This is a genomic window from Pseudomonas sp. HK3, assembly GCF_052920985.1.
Genome location: NZ_JBREXD010000001.1, coordinates 1,853,926 through 1,871,100, shown reverse-complemented (window position 1 = coordinate 1,871,100; position 17,175 = coordinate 1,853,926). Strand labels below are relative to the sequence as shown.

The 17,175-nt window shown below is 43.1% G+C and carries 19 protein-coding genes; 7 read left to right on the top strand and 12 right to left on the bottom strand.

All coding sequences use genetic code 11. The annotated features are described in order from the left end of the window. Positions 1-41: 41 nt before the first annotated feature. On the bottom strand, positions 42-503 hold the full coding sequence (locus ACU6U9_RS08775; RefSeq protein WP_446734657.1) for a VOC family protein: 462 nt from the start codon (positions 501-503) through the stop codon (positions 42-44). A gap of 132 nt (positions 504-635) precedes the next feature. Between ACU6U9_RS08775 and ACU6U9_RS08770 the strand changes: the two genes are divergently transcribed. Next, positions 636-1,568: a LysR family transcriptional regulator gene (locus ACU6U9_RS08770; protein WP_446734656.1), complete on the top strand. Its 933-nt coding sequence runs from the start codon at positions 636-638 to the stop codon at positions 1,566-1,568. Between the two features lie 44 nt (positions 1,569-1,612). On the opposite strand, the gene ACU6U9_RS08765 is transcribed toward ACU6U9_RS08770, so the two are convergent. From ACU6U9_RS08765 to ACU6U9_RS08745, 5 genes are all read right to left on the bottom strand, one after another. Further along, positions 1,613-2,011 (bottom strand): VOC family protein, encoded by a 399-nt coding sequence (locus ACU6U9_RS08765; RefSeq protein ID WP_446734655.1) that lies wholly within the window; start codon positions 2,009-2,011, stop codon positions 1,613-1,615. Positions 2,012-2,063: 52 nt separating this feature from the next. Then, the gene (locus tag ACU6U9_RS08760) at positions 2,064-2,870 is read right to left on the bottom strand and encodes a DUF6597 domain-containing transcriptional factor (RefSeq protein WP_446734654.1); all 807 of its coding nucleotides are present in this window, start codon (positions 2,868-2,870) and stop codon (positions 2,064-2,066) included. Positions 2,871-2,899: 29 nt separating this feature from the next. After that, positions 2,900-4,318: an aldehyde dehydrogenase family protein gene (locus ACU6U9_RS08755; protein WP_446734653.1), complete on the bottom strand. Its 1,419-nt coding sequence runs from the start codon at positions 4,316-4,318 to the stop codon at positions 2,900-2,902. A gap of 12 nt (positions 4,319-4,330) precedes the next feature. Beyond that, positions 4,331-5,722 (bottom strand): NAD(P)/FAD-dependent oxidoreductase, encoded by a 1,392-nt coding sequence (locus ACU6U9_RS08750; protein ID WP_446734652.1) that lies wholly within the window; start codon positions 5,720-5,722, stop codon positions 4,331-4,333. Between the two features lie 93 nt (positions 5,723-5,815). After that, positions 5,816-6,595, bottom strand: a complete 780-nt coding sequence (locus ACU6U9_RS08745) for a helix-turn-helix domain-containing protein (protein WP_446734651.1) — start codon at positions 6,593-6,595, stop codon at positions 5,816-5,818. A 110-nt stretch (positions 6,596-6,705) separates the two neighbouring features. Between ACU6U9_RS08745 and ACU6U9_RS08740 the strand changes: the two genes are divergently transcribed. From ACU6U9_RS08740 to ACU6U9_RS08725, 4 genes are all read left to right on the top strand, one after another. After that, positions 6,706-7,311 carry an HAD family hydrolase gene (locus tag ACU6U9_RS08740; RefSeq protein WP_446734650.1) on the top strand — a complete coding sequence of 202 codons (606 nt, stop codon included), beginning with the start codon at positions 6,706-6,708 and terminating at the stop codon, positions 7,309-7,311. A gap of 65 nt (positions 7,312-7,376) precedes the next feature. Then, positions 7,377-7,742, top strand: a complete 366-nt coding sequence (folX, locus tag ACU6U9_RS08735; protein ID WP_446734649.1) for a dihydroneopterin triphosphate 2'-epimerase — start codon at positions 7,377-7,379, stop codon at positions 7,740-7,742. A 29-nt stretch (positions 7,743-7,771) separates the two neighbouring features. Further along, positions 7,772-8,410 carry a GTP cyclohydrolase I FolE gene (gene folE, locus ACU6U9_RS08730; protein WP_446734648.1) on the top strand — a complete coding sequence of 213 codons (639 nt, stop codon included), beginning with the start codon at positions 7,772-7,774 and terminating at the stop codon, positions 8,408-8,410. A gap of 22 nt (positions 8,411-8,432) precedes the next feature. Further along, on the top strand, positions 8,433-8,864 hold the full coding sequence (locus tag ACU6U9_RS08725) for a PaaI family thioesterase (protein ID WP_446734647.1): 432 nt from the start codon (positions 8,433-8,435) through the stop codon (positions 8,862-8,864). Between the two features lie 112 nt (positions 8,865-8,976). Here ACU6U9_RS08725 and ACU6U9_RS08720 read toward each other — a convergent pair whose 3' ends face one another. Both ACU6U9_RS08720 and ACU6U9_RS08715 read right to left on the bottom strand, forming a co-directional pair. Continuing rightward, the gene (locus ACU6U9_RS08720; protein ID WP_446734646.1) at positions 8,977-9,828 is read right to left on the bottom strand and encodes an alpha/beta fold hydrolase; all 852 of its coding nucleotides are present in this window, start codon (positions 9,826-9,828) and stop codon (positions 8,977-8,979) included. Between the two features lie 29 nt (positions 9,829-9,857). Next, positions 9,858-10,625, bottom strand: coding sequence for a class II aldolase/adducin family protein (locus ACU6U9_RS08715; protein ID WP_446734645.1), 768 nt, complete (start codon positions 10,623-10,625; stop codon positions 9,858-9,860). An 83-nt stretch (positions 10,626-10,708) separates the two neighbouring features. Here ACU6U9_RS08715 and ACU6U9_RS08710 point away from each other — a divergent pair, with 83 nt between their 5' ends. Continuing rightward, positions 10,709-11,410, top strand: a complete 702-nt coding sequence (locus ACU6U9_RS08710; RefSeq protein ID WP_446734644.1) for a Crp/Fnr family transcriptional regulator — start codon at positions 10,709-10,711, stop codon at positions 11,408-11,410. Between the two features lie 9 nt (positions 11,411-11,419). On the opposite strand, the gene ACU6U9_RS08705 is transcribed toward ACU6U9_RS08710, so the two are convergent. Beyond that, entirely contained in the window at positions 11,420-12,226 is an 807-nt protein-coding gene (locus ACU6U9_RS08705; RefSeq protein WP_446734643.1) for a GNAT family N-acetyltransferase, read from the bottom strand. 236 nt (positions 12,227-12,462) lie between these two features. Here ACU6U9_RS08705 and ACU6U9_RS08700 point away from each other — a divergent pair, with 236 nt between their 5' ends. Further along, a complete protein-coding gene (locus tag ACU6U9_RS08700; RefSeq protein ID WP_446734642.1) occupies positions 12,463-13,332 on the top strand; it encodes a pirin family protein in 870 nt (289 codons plus the stop codon). A gap of 142 nt (positions 13,333-13,474) precedes the next feature. Here the strand turns inward: ACU6U9_RS08700 and ACU6U9_RS08695 are convergent, their stop codons facing one another. From ACU6U9_RS08695 to ACU6U9_RS08685, 3 genes are all read right to left on the bottom strand, one after another. Continuing rightward, a complete protein-coding gene (locus ACU6U9_RS08695) occupies positions 13,475-14,674 on the bottom strand; it encodes a GAF domain-containing sensor histidine kinase (RefSeq protein WP_446734641.1) in 1,200 nt (399 codons plus the stop codon). A 118-nt stretch (positions 14,675-14,792) separates the two neighbouring features. Next, on the bottom strand, positions 14,793-15,713 hold the full coding sequence (locus ACU6U9_RS08690) for a tetratricopeptide repeat protein (RefSeq protein WP_446734640.1): 921 nt from the start codon (positions 15,711-15,713) through the stop codon (positions 14,793-14,795). Next, positions 15,698-17,143, bottom strand: coding sequence for an aspartate kinase (locus ACU6U9_RS08685; RefSeq protein ID WP_446734639.1), 1,446 nt, complete (start codon positions 17,141-17,143; stop codon positions 15,698-15,700). Before ACU6U9_RS08685 ends, ACU6U9_RS08690 begins: the two co-directional genes overlap by 16 nt. Between the last annotated feature and the right edge of the window lie 32 nt (positions 17,144-17,175).

The window sequence follows — 17,175 nt, the reverse complement described above, 5'->3', positions numbered from 1 at the left end:
TTACTCTTTTATTAAAATGAATGGTTTATGTGAATTGTCATTTAACGTTTTCTTAAAATTTCACCACTTTCACCGCCGTACATATTTTTTTCTTGGGGTTTGTCGCTGCTGTATTCTAAAAATTCAAATTGAAAACCCGCAGGGTCATTGTAATAAACGGTTTTTCTATAAGGGTGCTCGCGCCCAGTGATATCGACTGTGAATCCTCTAGCGCTCAGCCTTGCAATCACACCGCTCAAGTCATCGACCACAAACCCTAAATGGGCTACGCCTGCTTGCACACTGCGCACGTCGCGAATGTCACCTTGTGCGTTATCGTTAAGTGTCAGGTAATAGTCGTCATCACCCACGTGCAACCAATGTCTGTGCACCTGGGCCTCACCTTTACCCCAAACCATGTCCCCTTCACCACGAACTTTCCAATGGGGAAAAGCCGTTAACAAAAAGTCCAATGTGGGCTGAATGTCATTCATAACTAAGTTGGCGTGCTCTAATCGAACCATGATGCTGTCTCCTGTGTTCTGATGTGTTTACTGTAGATTTAATGTCGCAACAGAACAATATGGCTTTAAGTGGTTGCTTTGTTGAGTTATTCTCAACAAATAAGGTATTTCTAATGTGAAAGGAGCCTATTGATGGAAAGCTTTAATGCTATACCTATCTTTATTGCGGTGGCGGATCATGGGGGGTTTTCCAGTGCAGCAAAGATTTTGGGTATTTCGAAATCGGCCATCAGCAAGCGTATTTCATTATTAGAAGAGCAACTGGGTGCCCGCCTATTTCATCGCACAACGCGCAAGCTCAGCCTTACCGAAGCCGGTGAACGTTTTTATGAATACGCAGCACGGGCCAACCGAGCTGCACAACAAGCAGAAGATGCCGTTTATGAATTACAAGGGGAACCAAGAGGCACATTAAAAATTCAATTGCCCATGACACTGGGGCAAATGCATATTGCGCCGCTGATTCCTGCATTTTTACAGCGTTACCCCAATCTGCAAATCGATATAATAATGGATGACAGCCACATTAATTTAGTCGAGCAAGGGTTCGACATGGCCGTGCGAGCCGGTGACTTGCCGGATTCCAATTTAATTGCTCGGCCCCTTGCACCGTTGCGCAGTGTGGTGTGCGTCGCACCTTGTTATTTAGCGGAATTTAAAAACGAGCACAAACAAATACTTGATCAACCACAACAATTAGAACTCGCCAATTGCCTTGTATACAGTTATTCGACGAATGGGGATATTTGGCAATTTGATTCATGTAAAGACAAAACCAAAAGCCATAAAATAAAAGTGAGCGGTAACTATCGAGTCAACAACAGTGCTGCGTTAAAACAAGCCTTAATTGCAGGGATGGGGGTGGGTCGCCTACCTACTTTCATTGTGGGCGACACCATTAAAACTGGCGAACTGATTCCGTTATTTTCAGATTACGCCATGCCAAGCAAAACCCTTTACGCTATTTACCCAGAGCGTCATTATTTGCCCACAAAAGTGCGCGCGTTTTTAGATTATTTAATTGAAAACCTAGGCCAAGAGAAGCCTTACTGGGATGACTTTTAATCATCTAACATATGGCAGTTAAGCCTTATGCCAGCGAATTAAAATCAGTGCCCTGATACGTCTTGGTGCTGCACAATATCGATTCGGAAACCGGCTGGGTCTTTTAGCATGAAGTGCATTTGGCCCCATGTTTCTTCTTTTAGGTTCATTGCAAAATTAAGAGCCATTTTTTGCGCCTCAACATACGCAAGGGCTGCATCTTTCACTTCTAATGAAATAACAAAGCCATCAGGGGACATGACAGCGTGTAAAAAATCAGGCTGCGTTTGGTGTTCCGGTAATAAGAAGCCAAGCTGAATGCCTGTACTGGGTGACACAAGATGCAGATAAAAACTGGGATCATAAAAGACCGCATTAAAACCAAACACATCTTCGTAAAATTGCTTCACAACCTCTAAATTTGAGGTCACCATAACAGGGAACATTGCATCTATTTCTATCATTATCATTTCTCCATCGCATTAGCTTATGAAAAACGATAATAGACGGATCGATTCAATTAGGATTGTACAAAACGGACGAACTTAAAAATTCGCTGGGCGTAACGCCTGACATACTTTTAAATTCGCGAATGAAATGGGACTGATCATAATAATGATTTGCCCAGACACCCGAGGCTGGCTCTAAGTTCATTAGGTTTAATGTGGTTTGAAACCGCAAAACCTTGGCAAAATCTTTAGGTGTCAGCCCTAAATACTGATGCGTTAACCGCCGAAGCTGGCGAGCCGACAAACCAAACTGGGCACACTGTTTATCGGATAAGTTAATGTTGGATTGGGGGCTTTGATAACAATAACGAATATAGCGAGCAATTCTTGAATCTATTTTTCTGTGTTGTATGGCCCCAAGTATCACACCAGACACAGCCTCACAACGGGGTTGGAATTCAAGTTTTTGAGTCACACTCTCACATAATTGATGAAGTACATCAGGCGATAATAAGTCGTTTGGTGTGACAGTGTGCTCTGGGTTATTCCATTCACCTACAGGGGCACAGATCAACCCATGGTGCCCCAATAACCGAAACCGAATGCCAAAATACGTCACCGGCCCTGTCATCTCAAACACAATGGATGAAGTGAACGGTGTGACGATAAACATTTCATCTGGTTGCGCAACATTAATAATTAGGTCAACACAATTGTCCGGCACACTGCGATAGTGATACGAGCCATAAGGTACATTCAACTGCCAAAACATCTGCACCCATTGATTTAAAGGGGTCGATGGCATCAAGGTTAAATAGAGATCATCAATACCAACGCGACCTTGGCAAGGGTTGTAATCAATATCTAACGGCATACCGTAATCCCCTTTTGTCGCACCTGCATTTACTCATCCATATGAATGGCTTTTAACTCTACATATTCATGTAAGCCTTCGTCACCAAATTCACGACCGTTACCGCTTTGCTTCATACCGCCAAACGGCGCTTCTATATTGTAGCTGCCGCCATTTACATACACCATGCCAGCATCCATTTGTTTGGCGATATCAAAACCCAATGTTTTATCTTTTGCAAAGACAGATGCGGCTAACCCATAAACGGTATCGTTAGCGATGGCGATACCTTCTGCAAGTTCGTTGTATTCAATTATGCAAATCACTGGGCCAAATATTTCTTCGCGGGCAATGACCATATCATTGCTAACGTTTGCGAAAATGGTGGGTGACACATAAAAACCTTTATCAATGCCCGCTGGTTTTTCTAAACCACCTGTAACGAGTATGGCTCCTTCTTTTATGCCGCGCTCAATATAATTCAATACTCGTTGTTGCTGTGCCTTACTGACCATTGGGCCCATAAAGGCATCAGGGCCATTGCCGATCACAACGGCTTCGGCTTTTTGTTTCGCTAACGCTATAACCTCTTTTACGATATCAGTATGCACTAACCAACGACTGTAAGCCGTGCAGGTTTGTCCTGTATTAATCAATACGTCATCGATACCATATTGCACCGCTGCGTCTATGTCGCAGCCTTTATCGATAATTAACGGCGATTTACCCCCCAACTCTTGCACCACACGTTTTACATTTTGCGCGGCGTTTTGTGCGATATGAATGCCCGCTCGGGTCGAACCGGTAAATGAAATCAATTGAATATCAGGGTGGCTCGACAAAGCCGCGCCTACTTCCGGGCCGGTACCTGGCACAAGATTAAATACCCCTTTTGGTAAACCAATGTCATCACACGCCTTTGCCACAATAAAATCTTGTAATGAGGTTTGCTCCGATGGCTTAACAATCATGGTACAGCCTGCGGCCAGCGCTGGTGCCATTTTGCCTACCAATTGATTCAGCGGATAATTCCATGGGCTAATGAGCGCGCACACGCCAATAGGTTGCTTTAATATTTGCGCATTGCCGATGGTTTTAATGTCGTCCATTAATTTTGTGCGGCTAACGTAGGTTTCTAAAATATCAATTTGATCGTCCACTTGTACGTCGCCTGTCATGTGCAATGGCATGCCCATTGAGATACTCATAGATAGCGCTAACTCATCACGGTATTCGCGTAACTTATCCGCTAATTTTTGTATCATGCCTGCGCGATAATCGCTGCTGGTTTTTGACCATGTTTTGAATGCTGCGCTCGCGGCTATGACCGCTGCATCAACATCTTCTTTTGTGCCCATTACCACATTGGCACACACATTTTCTGTGGCCGGATTAATAACGTCAAAAGTTTGTTCGCCGGTAGAACTTACCCATTGGCCATTAATATACAGTTGTGAATAATCTTGCATCATTATTTCCTATTAAGAGATCACCAATTCCAATACATTACAAATAGCGACGACACATTTTCGTTTCCATTTTGGTGAGGTTAAATCCGCTAATACTTTGTCTTCATAGGCGAGCATTTTATTTAGGGTTTTATAGGTTAACCAGCGAATGGGTTCTGGCTCCCATTTTTTTAGTGCACTTATTGGCTGATTGTTTTTAACCCAAGGTTGTTGCGTATGTAAGGTTTGTTTATTTAATATTAAATCGGCTAGCGTGCGCCCAGCCAAGTTAGTGGCCCCCACGCCCTCACCTAAATACCCACCGGCTAACGCAATACCTTGCGTGCGATCACATAACATGTGCAGATGAAAACGTCTTGGTAAAGCAAGATTACCACCCCACGAGTGACTGACTTTAATATTGCGTTCTTTTAATACGGGGAAGCACTCATGCAATAAATTCAACCGCAATGCCATCTCTGTTTCGGTATGGGTGAAGTCATGGCGCAAGCGCCCTCCAAAACTGTAGCCACCACGGGCACCAAAGACCAAACGGTTATCCGCAGTGCGCTGCCCATAACTAATTAGACGTGACGACTCACTAAACGCTTGGCCTTTTTCTAAGCCTATTTCATTCCAAATCTCTTGTGATAATGGCTCGGTGGCGATCATTAAACTGTAGACCGCGAGTTGATATTGATTGATCGGTTTAAGTTGTGTGCCATACGCTTCAACCGCAGGCACAATCCATTTAGCTTTGATACTGGCACTGTGGGTTGTCACGTCACCGCTTTGCCATTGCATAACGGGAGAGTTTTCATAAATGATAACGCCTTTGCTCTCAAGGCACGGAGCTAACCCCATGACTAGTTTAGCGGGTTGGATCGTTGCCACGTGAGGGCTAAACATGGCACCTTGCGCTTTTGCCATTTTGAGTTGTTGATCTAACTGGCTTTTATTAAGCCAAGTAAAATCCTGTTCGCTGTAATCATTTTGTTTATAGTCGGCCAATTCTTTTTGCAACCGCTGGCGTTGCTCTGGATAGCGTGCAGCACAATATAAAACTCCGCCTTTTTTCAAATCGCAGTGGATATTTTCTTTTGCGCAAATACGCGCGACTTCATCGGGGATATCATGAATTAAGTGATGGCTTGCTTGACGCTCAGGTTTTGTGTGATGCTTGAGTAAGTCGTCGGCCCCTGCAATTTCCCCCATGAGCCAGCCGCCATTACGACCGGATGCACCAAAGCCCACATGTTTGGCTTCAACAATCGCGATGGTTAAATCGGGTTGCGCTTGGTTCAAATAATAGGCTGTCCATAAACCCGTGAACCCTGCGCCAATGATGACCACATCTACAGTTAGATCCTGCTGCAATACTGGGCGAGGAGTGTGTGTTACCTGCTCCATCCATAAACTGACCATGCATCACCTGTTTTTACACGCGAACGAAAGAATGATCAGACTCTAACAAACACCGCTTAATAAAACCTAGCTGCGTGCACGCGCGGATTTTTACTAATCTGATCTCATATAAGCCTTCGGGCTTTGCCCTGTGACCATTCTAAAGTACTTGTAAAAAACCGAGTTGCTATTGAAACCTGCATCCAATGCTAAAACGTCTACAGAACATTTAACATGATTGTTGATTTGTTGCAGCACCCATTCAATTCGTCGTTCATTGATGTACTGTAAAAATCGTTTGCCAAATACTTGATTAAATAAATACGATAATTGGTTTCGGGTATAGCCTGTGTTGTCAGCCAGTTTTTGTAAATTAAAATCGGGTTGGTTAGTGACACTTGATTGGGCTAAATAATCTCTTACATCTTGTGACATGGCGGCCACTTGCCTTGTGGATAAGCCTAATCGGTTTAAGTCATTTTTAGCCGTTTTTGGTCCACTATTCTTGTGGCCCATTAAGCTTGCGTATTCGTGTATGCGCCAAATTAAACCGTCTTTTACTGTGATGGCTTCACTGGCTCTAAACGAGGCTAAGCCTTGTTGATCTTGCAAACGAATACTGTATTCAATAAATGCGGTATCACCATCAGCCCGCATGGGGGCAATATGATTCAGTTCAGCGCTCGGCAAGCTAGCGCGGATGTAAGATTGAATATCAACCTGAGTGAATACTTTATTCTGAAAAAAATCGTGGTACTGAATGTCAGGATGATAACAGCTAAGAATGGTGTCTAAATCACGCTCACGCCAAGCAAGGTGATAACGGGTTACCACCTCTAGTGTGTTTTGCTTTAATTGCGCCGCATGGGAATGCGCTGATAATTTTGGGGTCATAAAAAACGTTCTAGCATCAACCGATTACGTTTATCATCATAGGATGTATGAAACTGTTTCGGTAGCATTCGCGTATACTGGTTATGTTTATTCATTGTATAAGGCTTTTCATGGAATCCCTAAGCTTGCAAACCTTCACTGGGGTGATTTTTGATTTAGACGGCACCTTGGTTGAATCCTCTTTGGATTTTCCATTTTTACGACAATCATTAGACTGCCCAGATGATATGGACTTACTTACCCATGTGGCCAGTTTAGATGCGAAATCACAAGCCCACGCTAATGCATTTATTGAACAACATGAGCTAGACGATGCACAAGATGCTAAATGGCTACCCGGTGCGTTTGAGCTTGTCAGCGCCATTGCTGCTTTAGGTTTGCCCATGGCAATTGTCACCCGTAATAGCTCGGAAGCGGCCAGTATCAAAGTTAAAAATAATAACATTCCCATCAGTACCGTTCTGACTCGTGCGGATGCACCCGCTAAACCGGACCCAACGGCGTTATTGATGGTAGCTAAAGACTGGCAACAATCACCAAAAACCATTATGTATGTAGGGGATTATAAGTATGACCTACAAGCCGCTATTAATGCAGGCATGCATGGGTGCCTTTTCGCGCCAAATGAAACACCAGACTATGCCAATCTAGCCCACAGCATATGTACGGATTATCATGACTTAACAACCTATTTGCATAAATGTGTCACAAACTAATGCGCAAAGGAATCCAAATCCTTTACCATAGCGTAACTGCTTAAAATAATTTAAGAAGAGCCAATATGCCTGAAAATAATGCCATCATTAATATCAAGAATTTAAGGTTACGCACCTTTATTGGCTTTAACCCTGAAGAACAAGAAAAACAGCAAGATGTGATCATCAATGCTGAGATTCATTACCCAGCTAGTCACTTGTGCCTAACCGACCACGTTGAAGGCGCACTGAATTATAAAACCATCACCAAAAACACCATTGCATTAGTGGAAGGTGGTCGCTTTAAATTATTAGAGAAGCTTGTATCCGATGTTTTGGATATTTGTTGTGAGCACGACTCAGTGACGTTTGCTAAAGTGACCATTGATAAACCCCACGCGCTGCGTTTTGCCGATTCTGTATCGTTAACACTGGCCAAGCGCAAAGGCTAATACGCCTAAAAAGGGAAAGAGGACTAAACATGATTTCTGACACGGCCCAACTAGTACGCGATACCTTAGTGGCAAGGGGTCTTGAAACCCCGATGAAAGACACGGGTTTAAGCAACGACGAAAAATACGCTCGTATCAAAGATGCCATGACAACCGTGGTAGAAACCCTAGGGTTAGATTTATCCGATGACAGCCTGCAAGAAACCCCTCATCGCATTGCAAAAATGTACGTGAGTGAAATTTTTGGTGGCTTAGATTATGCCAATTTCCCAAAGATGTCGGTTATTGAAAACAAGATGCAAGTGGATGAAATGGTCAAGGTCAGTGACATTCACCTAACCAGTACCTGTGAACATCACTTTGTGACAATTGATGGCTTTGCGAAAGTCGCGTATATCCCAAAAAACAAAATCATTGGGCTATCAAAAATCAATCGCTTAGTGCGCTTTTTTGCACAGCGCCCTCAGGTGCAAGAGCGTTTAACACAACAAGTGCTAATTAGCTTACAAACATTGCTTGAAACCGAAAACGTAGCCGTCTCAATTGATGCCACTCATTATTGCGTAAAATCGCGCGGCGTGATGGATACTCACTCCCATACCAGTACAACCGCGCTTGGCGGTATATTCAAAAGTAACGTGCATACACGCGCAGAGTTTTTAGCTTAACTGTTTATTTAGAGTATTCACCATGGAACAACATTACCGCCAATTAGAATCGATGTATCAAGCGGCCCCTGTAAACGAGTTTTATAAACCCGTTATGACCGTGACAGAAGGCCAAGCTGAAATCAGCATTCTCACTGACGCTCGTCACCATCATAGTGCAGGCGGTATGCATGGCAGCGTTTATTTTAAAATGCTAGATGATGCTGCCTGGTTTGCATGTAATAGTTTAGAGAAAGACGTGTTTGTTTTAACCACAAGCTTCACCACTTATATTACCCGGCCTGTAAGTGAAGGAAAAATTACAGCCATTGGTAACGTTGTAAATAAGAACAACAGCCAATGGATCGCCGAGGCCGTGTTATACAATGAAGAAGGTAAAGAACTGGCACGAGGCAACGGTATTTTCGTACGCAGCAAAATGCCATTAATCGATGCTAAAGGGTTCGCGAAGTAGTTAACAGATATAAGTTTTCCCTGCGTGTGATCTTTCACCCACAGGGGCATTTTACTTCAATATGCATAATAGTTAACGGTACGAGCTTGCCCCGCGAGCGATTAGTCAGTCATTATTGCGCCTGTAAGAATTTCAAAACACCATTCACAAATTCAGTAGGACTTTCTACTTGTGGGTAATGCCCAGTATCTTCTAATTTCACGATATGAGGGTTGGGTATAAGCTCTTCATAACGCGCAACCATATGCGCGCCGCTAATAGGGTCGAGCAAACCATCTATTAACATCATAGGTACATCAGTGGTTTGCATCACACCGACCCAGCGCTCACGGTTTTGTTTTCGCTCGATCATGTATGCAATCAATTTATGCATAATCAGCACGCCACCTTTGTGCTCTAGCATTTGCCAGTAGCCTTTTAACTCGTCTTCGCTTAGGTTTTTTGCGCAAATATGATCAAAATTTATTTTGAATTTTTCATAACGTACTAATTTACTTAAAATAAAACCAATGGGGCTTAATAAGAGTTTTTGTAGTAATACGGGATGATGGGTTTCAGGGAACAGTCCGCCATTACTGAATACAACTGACAATATCTGCCCTGTTTTATGATGCCGTGCTAATAATTCTTGCGCCACCGTATCGCCATAATCATGGGCTAAAAGGTGATACTGTTTAATATTCAGCTGACTTAATAATGCATCAAAAATATCCGCTTGCTCAAAAATGGAATAATCTTGCTTAGGTTTATCACTAAAACCAAAACCCAGCATATCCAGTGTAATAAGATAAAATTGCTCATTTAATGCGGGGAATATTTTCGCCCAGTCCCAACTGCACGTGGGGAAACCATGAATCAATACCAGCGCTGGTTTTTGTTTATCTCCTTTTGTGAGATAAAAAATATCATTGCCATTAAACGAGAACGTATCGCCCTGTTCTTGCCATTGCTGTAGTGATGTCATGATTGTTTCCACTTATTATTGTTATTTAATTATTGCTGATAAGGTGCGCCTAAGCGATCAAGCTTACGCAATAAGCCTGGCCATGCCAATGCACCACCGGCATTACGTGTAACCTGTTTTGCTGCCGCTTGCATGCCTTCAACAATACCATTGGGTACAGGCGTTAGCGCACCGCCACCAGATTGAGCCAATAATTGAATTTCACACGCACGCTGTAATATGTACATATTTAAAAAACCGTCGGCGACGGTTTCGGCACAGGTTAATAAGCCGTGGTTACGCAGAATCATAAAATATGTTTCGCCAAGGTCGGCCTGCAAACGTGCCTTCTCATCTTCACGCAATGCAACCCCTTCGTATTCGTGGTACGACAAGCTCGTTAATGGAAACAATGATTGCTGTGAAATAGCTTGTAAGCCATCTTTTTGTGCCGATACAGCAACACCTGCATTGGTATGTAGGTGCAGCACCACTTGAGCGTCTTCACGGACTTCATGTATGGCACTATGAATGGTAAAACCGGCAGGATTAATATCGTACTCAGCTGCTAATACTTTGTTGCCATCGAGGTCTACTTTAACCAAGCTCGATGCCGTGATTTCATCAAACATTAAGCCATAAGGGTTAATTAAAAAATGATGATCAGGCCCAGGAACCCGTGCCGATATGTGGGTAAAAATTAAGTCATCCCAACCATAGTGGGCAACGAGGTTATAACAGGCCGCAAGATCTTGGCGCAGTTTCCATTCTTCTTGGCTCACTGAGTCCTTGATTGTGTTTTGGGCTATGGTATTCATAGGGCACCTTTGTATTATTTGTTATTAGGTGATGACAGCTTACGGGGGTTTTCACAAAAACTCTGTCAACTTTTGGACAATCTATGAAAGGCTTACGCCCTGAGCACAAAGCGTTAATACAAAGTAACCCTTGTTTAGCGCAGGTGTCTACTGAAACCCAGCAAAGCATTGCAGAAAGTGTGTATGTGAAGACCCTTTCAAAAGGGCAATTACTGCATCGGCGTGGCGATGACGCCGTGGGGTATTATGGTGTGGTCTCTGGGCGTTTACGTATCAGTGCGCTTAGTCAGGATGGCAAAGCACTTACTTTATGCTTTATGCAAAGTGGTGATTGGTTTGGTGAGATTTCACTGGTTGATGCAAAACCTCGCACCCATGATTGCGAAGTCACCAAAAACTGCGAGTTACTGATTATTCCCAAAACCAGTTTTGAGCAATACTTATTAGAAGATACACAATCTTTACGACACATTACGCAGCACATTTGTCAGCGCTTGCGCCGCGCTTTAAGTTTTATTGAACAAGTGACGATTCAACCCTTACCTGAGCGCATCGCACGACGCCTATTGGATTTGCTTGATTTAAATGGTGAACATATAAAACTGAATCAGCAAGAACTTGCTCAAATGATGGGCGTGTCACGACAATCGATTTCAAAAATTTTATTAAGCTGGGCGCAATCCGATTGGATCAAAATAGAATATAACCATGTAACCATACAACAAGCAGAATCGTTACGCACATTGTGCGTAACGAACTCTGTACCTCAAGCTATTCATCAATAATTTAATCGATTAATTCGCATAGGTAGGTGTTTTACGCGGTTTAGGTAACATGCCTTTCATTTTAACCGCCGCTTTACGCATTAGATATTTAGGAAACGTTAAAATACTCACCTTACCAATTTGCAGCGCTTCATCGCCACGATCAAATCGCAGTAGGTCTTGATAGTATTCTGTTAATGCTTGATCACGATGGTGAAAACGGCCGTCATCAGCGTCTTTTTCGAATACGGTGCCACCGACGCTGCCTTCAAACACAAATCGCGCTGGGTTAAATTTAGCGGTGTCTTTTATGGCGATGGATTCACGATGATTTTTATCAATGGCACGGGCAATATCTAAGTGATGAATACTCGGTATTTTTACACCATAAGGCGATGGGTATAAATTTTCAAAGTACATTGCCACATTACCTAAGCTTGATAATACACAAGCACAGTTACTGATCCAGGTTTCTTTAAATAATGATTTTTTAATTATAAAGTTAAGCAGTAATTTGCTCGTTAGGTGATGAGTAAGATTTTGCCCTCTCGAATCTGGGTGTACACAAGTTAAACCCAGATGCAGTACATTGCCGCGCCCTTTAACAGGTAAAAAAAGCGCAGAGCAAAAGCCCATAAGCTTGCCGTTTTCATCTCGTGCTAAACAGATAACGGCTTTATCAAGTTCTGACTTTTCACCGGATAGCGCTTGATAATTAGGTGTTTTTTGAAAGCAGCTAGCGGCAACTTCACGCAGTTCTGTGACTAACGTTTGTTGCTCTTGATCCGATAAAACCTGACCCGGAAACACAAGCTGCTCATATTGGTACTTACTCATACTGTCTCCCTGACCCTTAAAAGTCATTCGTTCAATTAATAAGCCCAGACTAGGTGTGAGGTATGACAAAGATGTGACATTACATGTCAGTTTGATGAAACTTTCATCAATAACATAAAGGGAGTTATCCGGCCTAATATTCATATTCTCAATCTAATTGATCCAATCTTTATACGTATCATCCCATGTAGATTCGCTAAACTCAGGACATCAACTTAATCATCTAAGGCATCAACATGGCCAAGCTATTACAAGGGGATCGTAAACCCCTAGACGGATTCGAAGTCACCCGCATCCTGCCTAACTTTGATAAAAAAATGGTGGGACCATTTATCTTCTTTGACCACATGGGGCCCGCCGTATTTGCGCAGGGCAATGGCATTGATGTACGCCCTCACCCACACATTGGCCTTGCAACCATTACCTATATGCTTGAAGGCCGTTTGCTGCACAGAGACAGCTTAGGTAATAACCTTGAGATTATTCCCGGAGATATCAACTGGATGACCGCAGGTAAAGGCATTACTCATAGTGAGCGCGAAACGCTAGAGGTAAAAGCCGCAGAGCATACGCTAAACGGTTTACAAACATGGGTGGCCCTACCAAAAGACAAAGCTGAAATAGAGCCTTCTTTTACACATGTGAAAAAATCGCAACTGCCTCACTTTATGAAAGAAGGGGTTTTAATGCGCTTAATTGCAGGTGAAGCAGCAGGCAAAACCGCCCCGATTAAAACCTACAGCCCAATGTTTTATATGGATGTGCTGGCACCGCAAGGTAAAACCATTGATCGACCCAATCCCGATCAAGAATGCGCGGCTTATGTGCTACAAGGTGAAATACGTATTGGGGAGCAATCGTTTGGGGTTGGCCAGTTTGTGCTATTGGAAGACGAGCAATCAATACAAACCAATCAACAAAGCCGTTTCGTATTATTGGGTGGCGAGCGCTGGGAAGAAACCCCTCATATGTTTTGGAACTTTGTATCGTTTGATAAAAATCGACTTGCAAAAGCCAAACAAGATTGGAAAGGTGGCCGTTTTCCTACGATCCCTGGGGACGAAGATGAATTCACGCCACTGCCCGAAAAACCAACCGTAAAATAATTACATAAATAAATGCTGATCAATCTACTATCCGACAATAAACGCATTTTGTTTTTATATGATTATCTTAATAGCCATTAAGATAATCATATAAGTCACACAGTAAAAGCATAGAGGCAAAATTAAACAGTCATATATGAAATTATAACGAGGGTGTCATAGGTAAGCTGAATTTTATACGCGCACCTTTGGTGTACTGTTTATCAACCCAGATACGACCATTTTGAGTGGTAATCAACTCGGCGCATAAACTAAGGCCAATACCGGTTCCTTTAACGCCAGCAGTGTCCGCTTGACTATCTACCGATGATTCAAATAATTTATCAAGCACAGCCGGTGAGATACCATCACCTTGATCTTCAATACTGATAACAATATTTTGATTCTCTTTAACTGCACTGATTTTGATCATGCCGTGATCCGGGGAATATTTAATGGCATTGGCTAAAATATTTCGCAAAATTGTTTTACCGATCGCCACATCCGCCAGTACGGTTAGTGCAGGGTCAATATTATTTTGGCAATCAATCATTTTTAATTGTATCGAGTCTTGTAGCAGCTCTATACTTTCTTGTGCAATCGGTGCGAGGTGGCAAAGCGTCGGTGTCGATTGGGTGCGTCCTAAGCGTTGCTGCGTCCACTGGATGAGTTCTTCTAATACCTGAAAAACCTGTAATGAAGACGATAAAATCCCGCCAGCCATACTCTGAATTTTATCAGAATCAACCGTGCCAACATTGTCATATAAGAGACGAGACAGACCAATGATGCCGGTAAAGGGCGAGCGTAAATCGTGACCAATGACTGAAAACATTTTCTCCCGTTCTTGGTCTACTTGCTTTAATTTTTTGTAATTAACTCTCAGCTCAAGCTGACCTATTACCTGCTTGGCTAGTATCTGCAATGCGCGCTTTTGTTCATCGGTTAATGTTTTTGGCTCTTGATCTATTACGCATAACGTTCCGATCGGCAGCCCATTTTCTGAGACTAACGGAGCACCTGCATAAAAACGAATATTAGGGTCTTTTGTAACAAGAGGGTTATCCGCAAAGCGATCATCTTCTAACGCATTGGGTATTTCAAACACGTCAGGTTGTAAAATCGCATGGGCACAAAAGGCAAGTTCTCTCGGTGTTTCATGGGCATCTAAACCCACGCGAGATTTAAACCACTGACGATCCGAATCAATCAAACTGATAAGTGAAACAGGCGCACCACAAATGTTACTCGCAAGCTCAGTTAACTCATCAAAGGCCTCTTCATCCTCGCTGTCTAACACATCAAAACGCATCAATTCAGCTAAACGCTGGGCTTCGTTTTCATGCTGCGGAGCACTTTGCATGGCTCACCTCTCCTACAAACTACCTTAATACTAGATCACAATGCGGAGAGTGCTCAGCTATTAGGCACATAATGCAAAAAGGCCAAATGATTCTTCATTTGGCCTTTTTAATGAGCAATTACGCAGACTCATCGGTTTGATTTAAAGCATCCTCACCAATGAGTTCTTTAAAGCGCTCATTGTCATGCAGGGGCTTCATAACAGGGTCACTGAGAATATCTTCTCTGTAGGTATCCGTTCGCTCTAGAACCTCTGCGACGTAGTTAACCGCTTCTTCATGCATGCCTAGTACAGTATAAGCACAGGCTAATTGATAAAATGCATGGCTGTTTTCAGGGTCAATCGCCAGTGCTTGATAGCACAGATTAATGGCCCATTGCGGCTCATTGAGCTCCAGCACCGCATCTGCTTTGTACGTCAGTGCTTCGGTATCATCACGGCGTAATTTCAAGATCTGATCATAGACCGCAATCTTATTGTTGAAGTTATTCTCACGAGCGGCTCTTAACCACAAAGACTGACGTTCTTGTGTTAACTCGATCTCTTCGCGGTTATCTTCAATATCCTGGGTCTTTTGGTTCAGCTGACTTTCAATGACGTGTAAACGGCGCTCATATTCACCCACCAAACGCGAGATTTCTTCGTCGGCCTGCGAATGTACACGTTCTTTTATATCTCGAATTGAGGTCCAACCTACGATCACTAAAATCGACGTAGCCGCTGCAATCAAATAAAAGAAATAGGTTACCGTATTGGTCGAATACATGACCGCGCGATCAACACTGCTATGTTCTCGGTCAACAATCTGCTGAATAATCTCCGATTTTTGGGCGGCAAGCTCTGTGCGCAGTTGCTTTAAGTCATCAAGTACATAACGCTCTACAAATGGGTTGAATAATGGCTCTTTTAACGCCTCAACAACCACTTTTGCTTGGTCATTTTTTTTATCTCGAGCGTCATCTGTCGCGCCTGCTGCCCACACTTGCTGGCTGATTAGAGCAAGTGCAATAACCAATCCCTTTATTAGGATGCCAGGCATATAGCGTCCCCATGCTCATGCACTTCGACTAAGCAACTGTGTAAACTCTTTACCGCTTGCTCGTAATCACTTTCATTTACTAAAAATTGCATATCAACCTGACGCATAGATTGGTGCATGGCAAGAACACTGATATTTTGATCCGCCAACGCTTTAACTGTTCTAGCTAAAATACCCGGCACTTGCATATCGCTACCGATAGCAGAAACAATGGCTACTTTTTGCTGTTTGATTTCCGCTTCATCGAAATGCTCTTCTAAAGCCGCTCGAATACGCTTCACCGTTTTAAGATTAGTCGATAAATAGTGAGTAATGGTATTAGCGTTAATATCTTTTGAGACAATATGAGCTTTAAAACGCTGAATGATTCGCAAAATGTCCTGATCAACCTGCTGAATGTTACCCGCCATGTCTTGATCAAAGACCTCGATGGCATACACGCCTTTGCAACCGGCGATGATTTCTACGCACGGTTTATCGCTGACATAATCACCTGTGATCAAGGTGCCAGTGTGCTCTGGTTCAAATGTGTTTTTAACACGCAGTGCAATATTGTTTTGGCGTAAGCCTTTTGCGGCTTTAGGGTGAATGGCTTCCATCCCTAAATTAGCAAGTTGGTCAGCAACGTCGTAGTTGGTACGCCCAATTGGAACCGCGTTATGCTCACCAACTAATCGAGGGTCAGCGCTGCTTAAGTGAAACTCTTTGTGAATAACGGCTTCTTTGGCATGGCTTAATACCGCAATACGGCTAAAGGTCATTTCAGAATAACCACGATCAAACGTGCTCATTAGTCCGTCTTGACTGTGTGCATAACCGGTAACGATTGGCAGCTGTGTACTTAGGTCAATGTGTTCGAAGGCCAGTTTAATGCGTTCGTCTAATGTCGTGTGCTCGCTACTTTGCCAAGCGGTTAAATCCACAAAAATAGCATTCACGCCATCACGCTGTAATAACTCGGCCATGTTCCAAGCACTGTGGGCTTCGCCCAAGCTCGCTAACATTTCACGTACGGTCGCAAGGTGGTCTTCAATTGCAAAATGACCATGACTGCACAAGCTTTGTAAATCCGCCAGCACGTGTTGTGCATTATCAATGCGTTCACAAATAAACTGATTGGCTTTAACCAATAATGCATCTGAAAATAACAGCGCATTAATCGCCAACATCTCTTGTTTAAGGCTAAGCAATGCGGCTAACCAGCTATCGTCATTCACACCATTGGCAAACAATGCGTATACGCCAGGCTGACCATTCTTTTTATGTTCAAGCAATTTGTCCGTCAAGCCGCCATAGGCGCTCACTACAAATATACGCTGATAAAGATCGCCCTTCCCCACTGGCTGTAAGATGATATTGTCTCGAACCGAGACATAATCAGTCATGGATGTACCGCCAATTTTTTCTACACTATGATTTGCCAATGACATATTTTTTCCACTTTATTCTACTAATCTAATGT